Annotated in this window: 19 protein-coding genes; 7 read left to right on the forward strand and 12 right to left on the reverse strand. The window is 68.9% G+C overall.

All coding sequences use genetic code 11. The features are described 5' to 3' along the window. Positions 1-2 precede the first annotated feature (2 nt). Positions 3-1310 carry a DUF1800 domain-containing protein gene (locus HLH36_RS01930; protein WP_182984782.1) on the reverse strand — a complete coding sequence of 436 codons (1308 nt, stop codon included), beginning with the start codon at positions 1308-1310 and terminating at the stop codon, positions 3-5. A gap of 25 nt (positions 1311-1335) precedes the next feature. Then, positions 1336-1821: an FUSC family protein gene (locus HLH36_RS01935; protein ID WP_182984783.1), complete on the reverse strand. Its 486-nt coding sequence runs from the start codon at positions 1819-1821 to the stop codon at positions 1336-1338. Between the two features lie 201 nt (positions 1822-2022). Here HLH36_RS01935 and HLH36_RS01940 point away from each other — a divergent pair, with 201 nt between their 5' ends. Next, positions 2023-3534 (forward strand): DHA2 family efflux MFS transporter permease subunit, encoded by a 1512-nt coding sequence (locus HLH36_RS01940; protein WP_182984784.1) that lies wholly within the window; start codon positions 2023-2025, stop codon positions 3532-3534. Positions 3535-3589: 55 nt separating this feature from the next. Here HLH36_RS01940 and HLH36_RS01945 read toward each other — a convergent pair whose 3' ends face one another. From HLH36_RS01945 to HLH36_RS01965, 5 genes are all read right to left on the reverse strand, one after another. Further along, positions 3590-4342: a pyridoxine 5'-phosphate synthase gene (locus HLH36_RS01945; RefSeq protein ID WP_182984785.1), complete on the reverse strand. Its 753-nt coding sequence runs from the start codon at positions 4340-4342 to the stop codon at positions 3590-3592. Continuing rightward, positions 4339-5325 (reverse strand): 4-hydroxythreonine-4-phosphate dehydrogenase PdxA, encoded by a 987-nt coding sequence (gene pdxA, locus HLH36_RS01950; protein WP_182984786.1) that lies wholly within the window; start codon positions 5323-5325, stop codon positions 4339-4341. The genes HLH36_RS01945 and pdxA overlap by 4 nt, the downstream gene beginning before the upstream one ends. Position 5326: 1 nt before the next feature. Continuing rightward, entirely contained in the window at positions 5327-6757 is a 1431-nt protein-coding gene (locus tag HLH36_RS01955; RefSeq protein WP_182984787.1) for a dipeptidase, read from the reverse strand. 96 nt (positions 6758-6853) lie between these two features. After that, on the reverse strand, positions 6854-7345 hold the full coding sequence (locus tag HLH36_RS01960) for a protein-export chaperone SecB (RefSeq protein WP_182984788.1): 492 nt from the start codon (positions 7343-7345) through the stop codon (positions 6854-6856). Between the two features lie 256 nt (positions 7346-7601). Next, positions 7602-7892, reverse strand: a complete 291-nt coding sequence (locus HLH36_RS01965) for a hypothetical protein (protein WP_182984789.1) — start codon at positions 7890-7892, stop codon at positions 7602-7604. Between the two features lie 140 nt (positions 7893-8032). On the opposite strand from HLH36_RS01965, the gene HLH36_RS01970 reads away from it, so the two are divergent. Genes HLH36_RS01970 through HLH36_RS01980 form a run of 3 tightly spaced genes read left to right on the forward strand, consistent with a single transcriptional unit; the run spans position 8033 to position 9733 of the window. Further along, positions 8033-8377, forward strand: coding sequence for a LapA family protein (locus HLH36_RS01970; protein ID WP_182984790.1), 345 nt, complete (start codon positions 8033-8035; stop codon positions 8375-8377). After that, positions 8374-9081 (forward strand): orotidine-5'-phosphate decarboxylase, encoded by a 708-nt coding sequence (gene pyrF / locus HLH36_RS01975; protein ID WP_182984791.1) that lies wholly within the window; start codon positions 8374-8376, stop codon positions 9079-9081. The genes HLH36_RS01970 and pyrF overlap by 4 nt, the downstream gene beginning before the upstream one ends. Before the next feature lie 4 nt (positions 9082-9085). Continuing rightward, positions 9086-9733, forward strand: a complete 648-nt coding sequence (locus HLH36_RS01980) for a phosphoribosylanthranilate isomerase (RefSeq protein ID WP_182984792.1) — start codon at positions 9086-9088, stop codon at positions 9731-9733. Here HLH36_RS01980 and HLH36_RS01985 read toward each other — a convergent pair. After that, the gene (locus HLH36_RS01985; protein WP_182984793.1) at positions 9718-10089 is read right to left on the reverse strand and encodes a hypothetical protein; all 372 of its coding nucleotides are present in this window, start codon (positions 10087-10089) and stop codon (positions 9718-9720) included. The two genes, HLH36_RS01980 and HLH36_RS01985, sit on opposite strands and share 16 nt — an antisense overlap. Positions 10090-10260: 171 nt before the next feature. Then, on the reverse strand, positions 10261-10758 hold the full coding sequence (locus tag HLH36_RS01990) for a DciA family protein (RefSeq protein ID WP_408871828.1): 498 nt from the start codon (positions 10756-10758) through the stop codon (positions 10261-10263). A gap of 9 nt (positions 10759-10767) precedes the next feature. Here HLH36_RS01990 and mutY point away from each other — a divergent pair, with 9 nt between their 5' ends. The 3 genes from mutY to hemH all read left to right on the forward strand — a co-directional run bounded on the left by mutY (position 10768) and on the right by hemH (position 13310). Beyond that, a complete protein-coding gene (gene mutY / locus HLH36_RS01995) occupies positions 10768-11832 on the forward strand; it encodes an A/G-specific adenine glycosylase (protein WP_338030370.1) in 1065 nt (354 codons plus the stop codon). A 174-nt stretch (positions 11833-12006) separates the two neighbouring features. Further along, positions 12007-12180, forward strand: a complete 174-nt coding sequence (locus HLH36_RS02000) for a hypothetical protein (protein ID WP_182984975.1) — start codon at positions 12007-12009, stop codon at positions 12178-12180. Positions 12181-12272: 92 nt separating this feature from the next. After that, complete coding sequence (gene hemH, locus HLH36_RS02005; protein ID WP_182984796.1) at positions 12273-13310, forward strand: ferrochelatase; 1038 nt, start codon at positions 12273-12275, stop codon at positions 13308-13310. Positions 13311-13356: 46 nt separating this feature from the next. On the opposite strand, the gene HLH36_RS02010 is transcribed toward hemH, so the two are convergent. The 3 genes from HLH36_RS02010 to HLH36_RS02020 all read right to left on the reverse strand — a co-directional run bounded on the left by HLH36_RS02010 (position 13357) and on the right by HLH36_RS02020 (position 15426). Next, the gene (locus tag HLH36_RS02010) at positions 13357-13722 is read right to left on the reverse strand and encodes a hypothetical protein (RefSeq protein ID WP_182964739.1); all 366 of its coding nucleotides are present in this window, start codon (positions 13720-13722) and stop codon (positions 13357-13359) included. Between the two features lie 155 nt (positions 13723-13877). Further along, positions 13878-14474: a hypothetical protein gene (locus HLH36_RS02015; RefSeq protein WP_182984797.1), complete on the reverse strand. Its 597-nt coding sequence runs from the start codon at positions 14472-14474 to the stop codon at positions 13878-13880. A gap of 100 nt (positions 14475-14574) precedes the next feature. After that, positions 14575-15426 (reverse strand): pyruvate, water dikinase regulatory protein, encoded by an 852-nt coding sequence (locus tag HLH36_RS02020; RefSeq protein WP_182984798.1) that lies wholly within the window; start codon positions 15424-15426, stop codon positions 14575-14577. Between the last annotated feature and the right edge of the window lie 88 nt (positions 15427-15514).

Raw genomic sequence — 15514 nt, forward strand, 5'->3', positions numbered from 1 at the left:
GGTCAGCGCCTCTGGAATTCGGGGGAGGAGAACAGCAGGGTCAGCGCGTCCTGCCGCGATCCCGCCTGACGCATCGCCAGCACGGTCGGCCGGCGCAGGGCCGGCCCCAGCGCGGCATGGGCGATATCCAGCGGATCGCCCGAACGGACATGCGCCGCCATGCGCCAGGCCCAGTCGGTGCGCGCCAGCATGTCGGCCGGGGCGGACCAGTCCGCCGCCCGGTCGCTCCATCCGTTCGGCAGCGGCGCCGTCCACAGCGGCTGGCCCAGCTTCGCGAAGGCATCGAGCAGACTATGCGCCGGGGCATGCGGGTCGTCCGGGCCGCTTGGCGCACCGCCCAGCGACAGGGCGCGCATGACCGCGGTGGCATAATCCATCGGCGCACGGAACTTGCCGCCGGGCCGGCCGGCATCGGGCAGGTCGGCCAGCGCCAGCGATGCCGCGCCCAGATCGCCCCCGCTGGCCTGCAATACCGACACGATGCGGGCGACATCGCGCGGTGCCGGCGTGTCGGAGATGAAATGGCCGACCAGTTGGGTCGCGATGTGGCGATAGGTCGCCGGATGCGTGCCCAGGACATGCAGCGCCTGCACGCCGCCTTCCTCGCCTTCGGGAAACACCTGCCCCAGCAGGGTCTTCGCACCGGGTTCATGCGCCTTGCCGCGAAAGACGAAGCCCGGCCTGTCGGCATGCATGTCGATGCCCCAGCCGGTCAGGATGGCGGCGAACGCCGTCACGTCGGCCTGGGTATAACCGGCGGCGGGCGAGACCGTATGCAGTTCCAGGCATTCACGGGCCAGGTTCTCGTTCAGGCCCTTGTGGCTCTTCCGCCCGGCCGGACTGTCCGGCCCGATGGAAGACGCATTGTCCAGATACATCAGCATGGCCGGATGCCGCATGACGGCCAGCAGCATGTCCTCGAAACGCCCGGTCACATGCGGGCGGATCGCCTCGCGCATATAGGCGCCCACCACGCCGCGCGTGCTGCCCTGGCGCAGGCTGACGGTGAAATGGTTGAACCAGAACCATGCCAGCCGCTCGCGAAACGGCTGCCCGGTCATCAGCAGGCCGTCCAGTTGTGTCGCAATCTCGGCCCGAAGAATCGGCTTGACCAGCGGATCGCCCTGAAGCTTCTCCTGCCGCTGCGTACGCAGGGCAATCAGGCCGTCGGCGGTATCGCCAACCCCCGTGAAACGGGCCTCATCCGGCCCCTGGAGCTGGGCGGCCAGCCAGTCGCGCGAGGCCTCCTGCGGCAGAACCAGGCCGCGCTCGCCCCAGCCGAACCGGTTGATGACACCGGAAAGCTGCATGACACTCTCCCGCTTCCACGTCTCTCTACTCTACAGCGTGGGGCCGCTTTATGGCCGGAACCCGGCCGTCAGGGCCCCGAGGGCCGGATATCCTGTTTTCACAAGATCTTATCATTCTTGCAACGACGATATTCACCACGACAACCAACCCCGCACCAACGATCGTGGCGATCAGGCGGTCGACCAGGATCGATTCGCCGATGCCCTTCCCCCCGACCAGAATCATGATCAGCGGCGTCGTAACCATGCTGTAGAGCATGTAGTTCTGTTTCCTGGCCACCATGCCCGCAACGCCAAGTCCGGTCAGGAACAGCATGAATTCCTCCCGCGAGGGATCATGAAACAGGAAGGCGCACGACAGCAGCACGCCCAGCGATGCGCCAAGCGCACGTTGCGAGGCCCGGACCGGAACCGGGTCCAACGGTCGCCTGCACAGCAGCGCCACGGTCAAGGCCGCCCATAGGAGATGCCGCTCCGGCCAGAGCGCATCCATCGACAGCGTCAGCGCCATCAGGACGGAGAGCCGGAGCGGAAACTGGCAGGACGAGCAGCACGGAACAATCTCCTTAAAGATTCGCTCATCCGAGGTCGAACCGCTTCTTTTTCCGAGGAAAAAGACGCAAAAAGACATCGGCGCCCCACTTTCATCCCCGCCCATGCACGCTCCCGCCCGCGCGCAGCGGAAACCCGCCCCTTCACGGAAGGCCGCCTCATGAATGCCACCAGCGCATCGCGACCGGATGACGACAGGCTGGACCCGCAACTGCTGCGGATCGCGGCGGTGGTCGTCCTCGGCACCTTCATGTCGATCCTCGATACGACGATCATCAACGTGGCGGTCCGGGACCTGTCACGAGATTTCGGGACTTCGCTGGCCACGACGCAATGGATCTCGACCGGCTACATGCTGGCATTGGCGACCGTCATTCCCCTGACAGGGTGGGCGGCCGACCGCTACGGCACCAAGCGGCTGTACATGGCCTCGATCCTCCTGTTCCTCGGCGGCTCCGCATTGTCAGGGGCGGCATGGTCGATGCCCTCGCTGATCCTGTTCCGCGTGCTGCAGGGGTTGGGCGGCGGCATGATCATGCCCACCGGGATGACGATCCTGAGCCATGCCGCCGGCCCCCGGCGCATAGGCCGGCTGATGGGCATCATCGGCGTGCCGATGCTGCTGGGGCCGATCTGCGGCCCGATCCTGGGCGGCTGGCTGGTCGATGACGTGTCGTGGCGCTGGATCTTCTTCGTGAACCTGCCGGTGGGCGTCATCGCGCTCTACGCCGCCCTGCGGGTCCTGGAACCGGACGAAGCCAGGCCGCACCATACCCTGGACTGGCAGGGCCTGCTGCTGCTGTCCCCCGGGCTGGCGATCTTCGTCTTCGGCCTCGCCAGGATCGCGGCGGCCGGCAATTTCAGCGCGCCCGCCGGCGATATCGCCACCGCGACGGGCCTGGTGCTCGTGACCGCCTTCGTCTTCCACGCCATGCGCCATCCCGCCCCGCTGATCGACGTCCGGATGTTCGGCCAGCGGACGATCGGCGCCTCCGCCCTGACGACCTTCCTGTTCGGAACCGCATTTTTCGGCATGTCCCTCGTCCTGCCGCTCTATTTCCAGATCGTCAGGCAAGAGCCGGCCTTCGATGCCGGCCTGCTCCTGGCCGCGCAGGGCATCGGCGCGATGATCTCCATGCCCCTCGCAGCCCGCATGACCGACCGGCTCGGGCCCGGAAAAGTCGTCCTGACGGGCCTGGGATGCGTGGCGGCCGGCATGCTGGCCCTGAGCCGCATCGAAAGCACCACGCCATTCTGGGTCATCGAACCGGTCCTGTTCACGATCGGCCTCGGGCTGGGCTCGACCATGATGCCGTCGATGAGTGCGGCGATGAGCACGGTGCAACGGCACCAGATCGCCCGGACGACCAGCGGGCTGAATGTGGTGCAGCGTGTCGGCGGCTCGATCGGCACCGCGCTGCTCGCGGTGGTGCTGAGCCATCAGATCTCCGGCATCTCCCCGGTGGTGGCCCAGGGCGGGCTGGCGGCGATGAGCAGCCTGGCCCCGGCCACGCAGGCCAGTCTGGCCGCCTCGCTCAATGCGGCATTCGGCCACACCTTCCTGTGGTCGTTCGGGATCGTCTTCCTGGCCGTCGGCCCCGCGCTCTTCCTGCCACGCAGGAAGAGCCGCATCCGGCCCGATGAAGGCGCGGCACTGTCGGCCATGGAATGACCGCGCCGCCTCCTGGCTAGGGATCGGGGTCCAGGGCAGAGCCCTGGTTCTTCCTTCAACGTTCCGGAACGTTCCTGGCCACGTCCATGCACTGCCGCATCCGCGCGACGGTCGCGGCCAGCCCGTCGAAAATTGCCTGCCCGATCAGGAAATGTCCGATATTCAGCTCCACCACCTGCGGCAGGGCGGCAATCGGCCCCACATTGTCATAGGTCAGGCCGTGGCCGGCATGCACTTCCAGCCCGGCCTCATCGGCCTGGGCGGCGGCCCGGCGCAGGCGCTCATACTCGCCGGCACGGCCCTCGGCATAGGCGCCGGTATGCAGTTCCACCACCGCCGCGCCGATAGCGGCCGAGGCCGCGATCTGGGCCGGGTCCGGATCGACGAACAGCGAAACCCGGATACCGGCCTCGCGCAGCGCCCGCACCTGCGGGGCCAGCGCCGCCGCCTGGCCCGCCACATCCAGCCCGCCCTCGGTCGTGATCTCGGCCCGGCGCTCGGGCACGATGCAGCACGCATGCGGACGCAGATCCAGCGCAATGGCCACCATTTCATCCGTCGCGGCCATTTCCATGTTCAGCGGCGCCGCGATCTCGGCCCGCAGGCGCGCCAGATCGGCATCGCGGATATGGCGCCGGTCCTCGCGCAGATGGGCGGTAATCCCGTCCGCCCCGGCCGCCACGGCGGCGATGGCGGCGGCCACCGGGTCCGGATGGGTGCCGCCACGCGCGTTCCGCACGGTGGCGACATGGTCGATATTCACCCCCAGGCGCAGGGCCCGCGCGGGAGAGGCGGAGGAAAGGGTCATGCGGCGCTCCGGTTCCGGGTCATGTCGCGGGCCAGCTTCAGGGCGGCGATCAGGCTGGACGGGTCGGCCACGCCCTGTCCCGCGATATCGAAGGCGGTGCCATGGTCCGGCGAGGTCCGCACGATCGGCAGGCCCAGCGTCACATTGACCCCGCCCGCCATGTCGATCGTCTTCAGCGGAATCAGCGCCTGGTCGTGATACATGCACAGCGCCGCGTCATACCGGGCGCGGGCGGTGGGCGTGAACATCGTATCCGGCGGCCAAGGCCCCGTCACGTCGATCCCCTCACCCCGCAGCGCCGCGATGGCAGGGACGATGATCTCCCCTTCCTCCCCCCCCATCACCCCGCCCTCGCCCGCATGCGGGTTCAGCCCGGCAACGGCCAGACGGGGGGCGGAAATACCAAAATCGCGCCGCAACGCCTCGGCGGTCGTCCGCCCGCACCGCACGATCTCGTCCGTGGTCAAACCATCCAGCGCCCGACGCAGCGACACATGAATCGTCACCGGCACGACCCGCAATTCGGGGCAGGCCAGCATCATCACCTCCCGCCCCGGCACGCCGCAGAGTTCGGCCAGATATTCGGTATGGCCCGGATGGGCGAATCCGGCCTGCTTCAGCACCAGCTTGCTGATCGGATTGGTCACCACCGCCCCGGCCTGCCCGCCCAGTGCCAGTTCCACCGCACGGGCAATGCTGCCGATCACCGCCGGCGCATTGGCCACATCCGGCGCACCCGGCCGCGCGGCGCAGGCCAGCCCGACCGGCAGCACAGGCAGCGCCTCGGCGAATACCGCGGCCGCCTGTGCCGCATCCGCCACCACACGCACCGGCACGCCCGGATACAATGCCGGGTCGCCCAGCACCATAAAGGCCGGCCCGCCCGCGCGCAGGGCCTGCCAGGCGGCCGCCGTCAGTTCCGGCCCGATCCCGGCCGGATCGCCCATCGTCAGGGCCAGCACCTGCGGCACGCCGCCCTCCATCTCAGGCGGCGAACCGGCGGTCGCGCGCCAGCGCCTCCAGCACCCGCACCCAGGAGCGGATACCCTTGTGGAACGAGACCAGGTCGTATTTCTCGTTGGGCGAGTGGATACGGTCATCATCCCGCGCAAAGCCGACCAGCAGCGAATCCATGTCCAGCGCCTGCCGGACTTCCGATACTACCGGGATCGAGCCGCCGCTGCCGATCGTCACCGCCGGACGGCCCCATTCCTCGCCCAGCGCCGCCAGCGCGGCGCCCAGCCCCGGCCCGTCCGCCGGCACGACACTGGCCGAAGACCCGCCATGGGCGGCGAAGGAAACGGTGCAGTCGGCCGGCAGCATGGCCTGCACATGGGCACGGAACGCCGCGCGAATGCGGACCGGGTCCTGGCCCGACACCAGCCGGAACGACACCTTGGCCGAGGCCTGGGCCGGCAGCACGGTCTTGAACCCGTCACCGGCATAACCGCCGCTGATGCCGTTGATCTCGAAAGTGGGGCGGCACCAGGTCTGCTCGACGGCAGTATAGCCGCGCTCGCCCGCCGGCACCGACAGGCCGACCGGCCCCAGGAATTCGGCGTCGGAGGGCGCGATGGCACGCCACTGGTCGCGCACCTCGGCCGGCGGGTCCTGCACCCCGTCATAGAAACCGGGCAGCACCACCCGCCCGCTGTCATGATCGCGCACCGAGGCCAGAATCCAGCTCAGCAATTCCAGCGGGTTACGCGCCGCGTTGCCGTAAATGCCGGAATGCAGGTCGCGATTGGCGCAATGGATCGTGATTTCCTCGCCCACCATGCCGCGCAGCGCGGTGGTGATGGCCGGCACACCACCATCCAGCATCCCGGTGTCGCAGATCAGCGCGACATCGGCGCGCAGTTCCTCGCGATTGGCCTGCAGGAACGGCAGCAGGTTGGCACCGCCGCTTTCCTCCTCGCCCTCGATCACCAGCGACACGCGCAGCGGCAGCGTGCCGTGCTCGGCCTTCAGCGCCCGCAGTGCCTCGACGAAGGTCATGACCTGGCCCTTGTCGTCGGACGCGCCGCGCGCGACGATCCGCCCCCCGGCCTCGTCGCGGACCACGCGCGGATCGAACGGCGACGTCTCCCACAATTCCAGCGGATCGACCGGCTGCACGTCGTAATGGCCATAGAACAGCACATGCGGCAGCCGCCCGGAGGATTCATCCGCCGACCGGTCGTGCGCCACCACCATCGGGTGGCCCGGCGTCTCGCGCACCGAGGCCTCCAGCCCGATCGAAGTCAGCTCGTCGCGCAGCCATTCCGCCGCCCGGCGGCAGTCGCCGGCATGGGCGGGCTGGGCGGAAATGCTGGGAATGCGCAGAAAATCGAACAGCCGCTCCAGACTGGCCTCCAGCGTGCGGTCCACCCTGCCCAGCACCGGTGCCAGGTCACGTCCGTTCGTCATCGTCATCCATCCTCGATCCGGAATGCGGCACGCGCCGCGACTCAGTCGGGAATGTGCGAACAGGACGCGGGAAATGCAATGCGCGCCGGGTGGGCGTGCGCGTCAGGCAGCCGCCCGCCGCGCACGCTGCAACGCGGCAAAATCCACCGCCTGCATCAGCACCGGCGGAAATCCGGCATCCCGCGTCAGGTCCGCCAGCAGATTGCGCGCGGCCGGAAACAGCAGGGCCGGGATATCGATCAGCAGCAGCGGCTCCAGCACCTCCGGCGCGGCGATCCCCCCGGCCATGCGCAGGCTGACCAGCCCGGCATAGGCCAGGTCGGCCTCGTACAGCACCTGCTCGCCCGGCGTCCGCCCCTGGCAGCGCAACACCAGCGCGACCTCGAACAGCGGCGAGCCGTCGGCGACCTGCCGCGCATCGACATCCAGGTCCAGATGCAGCCTCGGCAGTTCCTTCGGCGCGGCATGGACCGCCGGCGCGCCGGGCACCGCCAGACGCACCGATTTGACATACTGGCTGACGATTTCCGCGCGCGGCGCGGCCGTTCCACCCACCGCCCCGGCAATCGTGGCGGTGGCGTCTCCATCCTGCATCTTGGTCCCGTACTCCGGATCGTGAAGCCGCGACTGTGCTGCAGGCAAGATGAACGAGGCGTTTATCCGGCGCTGTTTTTCTCGGATGTCTCAGAGCCTGACCGGAAATGTGCGCTGGTGAGCGAGAGCGGCCCAGAGGGCCGCGCCCGGCGTGGGTTTCCGAGCATCGGAGCGGAGCGGCCTTGATGGAAGTGAGCACCGAAGCGCAGGAAACGCGCACAGGACGCGCCGCCAGCGCGCATTTACGGTCAGGCTTTCAGATGAATTGTCCGCGCAGGAAGCCCAGCGCGGGCAGGGGGCGCCACGCACGCGGCAGATCGGCGCGGCGGATGGGCGCCACGCTGTATCGGGGCACCGGCTGGCGGGTCTGGCGCAGGAAGGACGCATAGGCCCGCACCTGCTGTTCCCGCCAGTCGCGGTCGGCCATCGCGGCCGGGCGGGCGGGATAGATCTCCGCAATACGCAGGGCCCGGCCGACGGTCGCGACAACGGCCCAGACCACGTCGTCCTTGCGCCCGGCGCGCTGAAACGCGATGATTTCACTCAAGAGCCTGCTCCGCCCCGATCCGGCAAACGACACCATGCCGGCGCGGTGGGAATCAAGGCCGATCTGCGGGCGTCGGCTCGCCGCACGGCAATGTCCCGATTTCCTTGCCGGACATCGCGCGAAACGGTAGGAGGCTGCCCATGCTGCGTTTACTTGTCACCCTGCCTTTCCTGCTGGGGCTGATCGTCTTCAGCGCCTGCAACCAGGACCCGATCCAGATGTGGTTCCTGGATTGGGGGTGGAAATCCTCGGTTGGCGTGCTGACGCTGATCGTCGCCGCCGCATTCTTCATCCTGGGCGCGATCGCGGTATGGTTCGCCGAGTTGCGCCAGCGCGGACGCGCCCGCCGGGCGGAACAGCAGGTCCGCACGCTGGAGGACCAGGTGACCGAACTGCGCCGCCAGCAGGCCGAAACCTATAACCCGCCCCCCGCGCCAGTGACCACCACCGTCCTGCCGGCATCGCACGAGGCCCCCCTGGCATGACCACCCGCCGCACGCGCCTGATCGTGGCGCTGGACACCAAGGACGAGGCCCAGGCCGCGCGCTGGCGCGACCAGACCGCCGCCAGTGCCGGCGCCATCAAGCTGGGGCTGGAATTCACCTATGCGCGGGGACTGGACGCGGTGCGCCGGGTCGCGGACGGGCACAGCCTGTTCCTGGACCTGAAACTGCACGACATCCCCAACACGGTCGGTTCGGCCATCGGCAGCCTGGCCGAGACCCGCCCGGCGATGCTGACGATCCACGCCCAGGGCGGCAGCGCCATGATCGCGGCCGCCCGCGCCGCCGTGGACCGCGCCTTCCTGGCCGATGCCCGCCCGCTGCTGCTGGCGGTGACGGTACTGACCAGCATGGATGCCGACGCCCTGCGCGAAATCGGCGTTCATGACGACCCGTGCCAGCAGGTGCTGCGCCTGGGCGCGCTGGCGATGGCGGCCGGCGCCGACGGGCTGATCTGCTCGCCGCACGAGATCGCCCCCCTGCGTGACCGGCTGGGCGACGCGCCGGTGCTGGTAGTGCCCGGCATCCGCCCCGCCGGGTCCGCAACCGGCGACCAGAAACGGGTCATGACCCCGGCCCAGGCCCGCCATGCCGGTGCCGACTGGATCGTGGTCGGCCGCCCGATCACCACCGCCGCCGACCCCGCCGCCGCCGCCGCCGCCGTGGCGGCGGAGCTGGCCGGCTGACCCGATGGCCCAACCCATCGGCATCAAGATCTGCGGCCTGACCGAGCCCGAGGGGCTGGACGCCGCGATCGCCCATGGTGCCGACTGGGTGGGGTTCGTCTTCTTCGCGCGGTCGCCCCGCGCCGTCACGCCGGCGCAGGCAGCAGCTTTGGCAGCCCGCGTGCCATCCGGCGGCCCGCGCCGCATCGGCCTGTTCGTGGCACCGGATGACGATGCGATCGCGGCAACGCTGGATGCGGTCGCGCTGGACGGGCTGCAGATCTACGCCCCCATGCCGCGTGCGCTGGAAATCCGCGAAAAATTCCGCCTGCCCGTCTGGCACGCAAACGGCGTCACGACAGCGGAGGACCTGCCGGCCACGACGCCTCTGGACGGGCTGGTGATCGAATCACGCCCTCCGGCCGGGGCGGACCGGCCCGGCGGCAATGCGCAGCCGATCGACTGGACCATCACGAAAAACTGGCAAGCCCCCGTTCCCTGGATGCTGGCCGGAGGGCTGACGCCCGAGACCGTCGCCCGCGCGATCGCCCTGAGCGGCGCCCCGGCGGTCGATGTCTCATCCGGCGTGGAAAGCGCGCCGGGCCGCAAGGACGCGCGTCTGATCGCGCGCTTCATCCAGGCGGCCCGGCAGGGCGCTCACCAGCGTCCGTAACCGTACGGATAGCCGTACACAGGGTACGGATAGGCGGGGTAGACCGGATAAGCCGGGTAGGCGGGATAGGCGTATGCCGGCGGATAATAGCGGTACCGGTATCCGTAACCATAATAGGGCGAGGCAAGCGCCGAACCTGCCAGCACCCCGACCCCGAACCCGCCGAGTCCCCAGCCCCAGCGCGGCCCCCAGCCGCCCCCGCGCCAGCCCCAGCCGCCCCCCCAGCCCGGCCCGCGTCCCCAGCCACCGCCACCGTGCCAGCCCCAGCCGCCATGCCCCCATGCCATGGCCGAGGTCGAAGATAATGGTCCCGCCACGGCCAATGCCGCCGCCAGCAGGAAAGCCATCTTGCGCATCGAAATTCTCCCTTCCAGCAGGAAATAGGTCACGTCATCATGTCGGCAGGACAGGCGGCATGGTAAACCCGTCCGGCATGCACGATCACGGGATCGCGGTCCGCCTTCCTGTCGGTACACGGGCCATCCGGCACCCCGATCCCGGCCTTTTTGTGGCAATCGCGCCAGCCCTCAGCGCCGTCCGGCACGCTCGCGGATACGTGCCCCCAGGGCGGCCAGCGCATCCTTCAATGGACCATCCTCCATGTCGGGAATCGGCACCGGCGGAGGCGGATCGCGCGGCGCGGGTCGCGGGGGCGGGGCCGCGCCTGCGACCAGGTCCTGCACCAGTTTCAGCGACCGCACGGTGCCATGCCCGCAGGAACGGTTGACGCGGGCGATCAGTTCGGGCGCCAGATGCTGCAATTCCATCGCTACCGGTCCGGCGCAGCCCAGCGTCAACACCCCGGCCGACAGGCGGCGCGGCACGGTGCAACGGGCCAGATCCGGGCCGACAATCTCCGCCCAATCGGTCATCACCTGCGCCAGCGCGGCCGGATGCCGGCGAAAGGCTGGGCGGGCCACAGCCGGAATCAACGCCCCCAGGCTGCGCATCGTCAGCGCGCGCCGCGGTTCGGGCTTGGGTGCGGCCATGCCCGCGCGCTTGCCGTCGGTCCGATCCTTCGCCATAAGCGCCCCGTGCCTCCTTCTTCCGCCGCCCTGCTGCGCTGGTACGACCGCCATCGCCGGACCCTTCCCTGGCGGGCCCTGCCCGGCCGGACAGCCGATCCCTATCACGTCTGGCTCAGCGAAATCATGCTGCAACAGACGACGGTGGCGGCGGTCATTCCCTATTACCACCGCTTTCTCGACCTGTTTCCCACCGTCGGCGACCTGGCGCGGGCCGAATCCGACACGGTCATGGCCGCCTGGGCGGGTCTTGGCTACTACGCAAGGGCGCGCAACCTGCATGCCTGCGCCCGGGCCGTGGCAGCGGCCGGCGGCTTTCCACGCGACATGGCCGGCCTGCTGGCGCTGCCGGGGGTGGGCACCTACACCGCCGCCGCTATCGCCGCCATCGCGTTCGGCCAGCCGGTGGTGCCGGTCGACGGCAATGTGGAGCGCGTGACCAGCCGGCTGTTCGCCCTGACCGATCCCCTGCCCGGATCGCGCAAGACCATCGCCCGGCACGCCGCGACGCTGAACGATTCCGCCGAGGCCCGGGCACGGCCCTCCGATTTCGCCCAGGCGCTGTTCGACCTCGGGGCGGGCATCTGCACCCCACGCCAGCCGGCCTGCGCACTATGCCCGTGGCGGGAGTCCTGCGCCGGCCTCGGCCGGGGCATCGCCGCCAGCCTGCCGGCCAAGGCGCCGCGCACCGCCCGCCCGGTGCGCCATGGCGCGCATTTCCTGCTGACCGACGCGGGCGGCCAGATCCTGCTGCGGCGCCGGCCGGAGAAAGGATTGCTGGGCAGCATGCTGGAACTGCCGGGCACCGAATGGCGCCCCACGCCCTGGCGCGAGGCCGAAGCCATGGCCTTCGCCCCGGCCCGCGCCGACTGGCGCGCGGCCGGGCGCATCACGCACGTCTTCACTCATTTCACCCTGCATGTGGACGTCTACGCCGCCCATGTCGGGCATTTCCCCAACACCGTCGCCCGCATCGGCGGCATGGCCGTGCCCCATGCCGATCTGGATACGCTGGCCCTGCCGTCGCTGATGCGCAAATGCGTGGCCGCCGCATGGCCCGAACGCGCGACCTGATAAAAGCGCAGGGCTCCTGCCGCGGCCGTTCCGTCACTCGCCTGTCATTTTTTCTTGACGATTCATGAAGCGGCAAGCTTGACTGATCAGGCGGTCCGGACGGCCTGTTCCCAGGGTCCGATCCCGCCGCGAGTGCCTTCCGGCAAGCGAAAACCGCCAGGATTCCTCGGCGGCATGCCGTTTCCGGAAGGGATGGAGAGCATGATGACCGTCATTACCGCGTTTCTGTCGTCATCCCTGCCGGTCCTCGGCCTGTGCCTGGCCACCGGCTGTGCCGCACTGCTTGCATGGCGCAACGCCCCGACGCCCCAGCCGGTTCCCGTACGCGTCCGTTCGCGCCGTCGCTGATTACGCGCGTCACCGCGATCCGTTCCGCCGGCATCAGTTCTGTCCGGGTTCGTTTTGCCAGCATCGGACGGGTCCTGTAACATCCCGGCCCGATGACCTTCCTCACCGTCCGCCCGGGCGCTTCCGTCGCCCCGTCCCGTATCGGCGTCCTGCTGACCAATCTCGGCACGCCCGATGATACCGGCTATGGCGCCGTGCGGCGCTATCTGGCCGAATTCCTGTCCGATCGGCGGATCATCGAGGCCCATCCGGCCCTCTGGCAGCCGATCCTGCGCGGGCCGATCCTGACCCTGCGTCCACGCCGCACCGGCAGCGCCTATCGCCGTATCTGGAACGAGGAACGGAACGAGAGCCCGCTGCGTACGTACACGCGGGCGCAGGGCGAAGCCCTGGCCCAGCGCCTGGCGCCCGATGGCGTGGCGGTGGAATGGGCAATGCGCTATGGTACCCCTTCGATCGCATCAGGCATTGCCACCCTGCTGCGCCGGGGTTGCGAACGGGTACTGCTGCTGCCGCTTTACCCGCAGTATAGCGCCACCACCACCGCTACCGCCAACGATCAGGCCTTCCGCGCGCTGATGCGCCTGCGCAACCAGCCGGCGGTGCGCACCGTGCCGGCCTTTCCCGACCATCCGCTCTATATCGCCGCGCTGGCCCGCTCCGTCCGCGAGACGCTGGCCGGCCTGCCCTTTGCCCCGCAGCGGATCGTGGCCTCGTTCCACGGCCTGCCGCGCGCCTATGTCGAACGCGGCGACCCTTATGCCGAGGAATGCACCCGCACCATGGCCGCTCTCCGGCAGGCCCTGGACATGGATGAGACGGCAATGCCGCTGACCTACCAGTCGCGGTTCGGACCCGCGCGCTGGCTGGAACCCTATACCGCACCGCTGATAGCCGGTCTGCCGGCGCAGGGCATCACGCGCGTGGCGGTGATCATGCCCGGCTTCATGGCCGACTGTATCGAGACGCTGGATGAAATCGGCAACGAGGTCCGGGCGGAATTCCTGGCCGCCGGCGGCACCGATTTCGCGCTGATTCCCTGCCTGAACGCCGCCCCCGCCGCCATCGACCTGCTGGAGGCCCTGACACGGCAGGAACTGGCGGGCTGGCTGCCGGCGCGGTCGGCATAACCGCGGACCGGGACCGCTATCGGGCGGTCCCGGTCGCGCCCAAGCCTCAGTGCGGGGCGCCAGGCGCCTGCGGATGTTCCGCGTCCCACAGCGTGGCTTTCTGCTCGTCCGTCTTGCGCTGGCGATAGCGCTCCATCATGCTCAGATGCGGATCGACCGGATGCTCCTTGTCATACAGGGCCGCCTTCTCCCGCAGTCCCTTGCGATATTCATGGCGGGTATACATGCCGGCGGCACAGCCCCCGACCGCACCCAGCACGGCATGATGGTTGGCCACATGACCGCCGACCGCACCGACCGCGCCATATTTCAGGCACCCGCCCGGTTCGGCATGCGCCCCTGCGGCAAGACCGGTCGACAGCAGGCCGGCAGTCAGCAGCATCACCATGCCGCGCGTCTGGATCTTCTTCATCAGTCCTGTCCATGCTCCAATGCCGGATGGATGGAAACCGCCCATCCTTCCCCGGCAATTCCAGTCTAAGACATAGTATGTCATGATCATGACGTCAGCGTTCGCGCTCAAGAATCTCCTGCCGGAATCGCGCCTCCGCACGCCTCATCGGCACGTCAGGGGCTGTCGCAGCTTTCGGTCAGTTGATTGAAGAACCGGCCACCCGTGCAGGTCACGGCAGGCGAGGGCGCCTGTGGAGGAGGCGCAGGCGGTGCATAGGGCTGGGCCGCATAAGGCTGCGCGGGGTAAGGCTGCGCCGGATAAGGGTAGCCATAGTCCGCAGGCGGATAGGCACCGCCCTCGTACGCCGGCGGAGGGTAATCATCGTAATCCGCGCCGTCCCCATCGTCGTACGCACCATAAGCAGCAGCTCCGGCGGCCAAGCCGAACATCGTGCCGAACGCCAGCGGCCAACCCCAGCCACCGTAATATCCACCCCAGCCGGGATAGCCCCAGCCACCCCAGCCGCCATGGTAACCACCATAGCCGCCATACCCGCGGTAATAGCCGCCACCGCCGCGATAGTAGCCTCCGCCGCCCCGATAGCCGCCGCCGTGCCAGCCGCCTCCTCCGCCATGGTAGCCGCCGCCACCACCGAAGCCATGGCCACCACCATGCCCGCCACCGCCGCCGTGCTGAGCCAGGGCCCCTGCCGGCGCCACCGCCACACCCAGCATGAGCGTGGCCGCCCCCAACATCAGAAATCGCCGCATGTGCCGAATCTCCCGCGTTCCCGATCCATATAGGCATCAAGGAGGGTGTTTTTCAGAGCGGAGAGGTATCGATATGTAATGCCGGTCGCAGGCCCGGTGGCTATGGCCGGGTTTCGGCGCGGCGCTCTTCCCAGTCGGCCATCAGGCCCATGATCGCGGCCGAAGTTTCCTCGATCGAGCGACGGCTGACATCGACCAGCGGCCAGCCATGGCGGGCGCACAGGCGCCGGGCCCAGCGAACCTCCTCCTCGACCCGCTCGGGGTCGATATAGGGATTATCGGCTCGCAGCAGCAGTTCGGACCGGCGGTCGCCCATCACATCCAGGCGATGGCGGCGAATGCTGATCAGCACGTCGGGATCGATGGTCAGCCCCACGATCGGGCGCTGGACATGCAGCAACTCATCCGGCAGCGGCAGATCGGGAATCAGGGGCACATTCGCCGCCTTGACCCCGCAATTGGCCAGATAGAAGGAGGTCGGCGTCTTCGAGGCACGCGAGATACCGACCAGCACGACATCCGCATGGGACAGGCCGCCAATCTCCTGCCCGTCATCATGCGCCAGCACGAAATGCATGGCGTCGATCCGGCGGAAATAGGCGTCGTCCATCACATACTGGCCGCCCGGGCGGCCGATCGCCTTCTCGCCCAGCTCGTCCTGCAGCACGGCCGTAACCGGGTCCAGCACGTTAACCAGCCGCACCTTGATATGCGCGCAGCCGATCGTCAGCTCATGTTGCAGCCGCTGATCGACCACCGAGGACAGGACCGGCCCCCGATCCTGCTCGATGGCCTCCAGCACCCGCCGCAACTGGGAGCGGGTACGGATCAGGTTCCAGCGATGGCAGGTGACTTCGGCATGGCTGAACTGGGCGATCGAGGCCCGGACGACGGAATCCAGCGTCTGTCCAGTCGCATCCGACACCAGATGCAGCACGATGTGATGCGGCATGGGGGCAAGCAGGCTCCGCCATCGGTCTCCGGGCGGCCCAAGCCATCCCAAAGAATGGAACAAAAGGAATGGAACAATCAGAAAAGCC

Origin of the sequence: Gluconacetobacter aggeris (assembly GCF_014174395.1) — a bacterium.
GTDB lineage: Bacteria > Pseudomonadota > Alphaproteobacteria > Acetobacterales > Acetobacteraceae > Gluconacetobacter > Gluconacetobacter aggeris.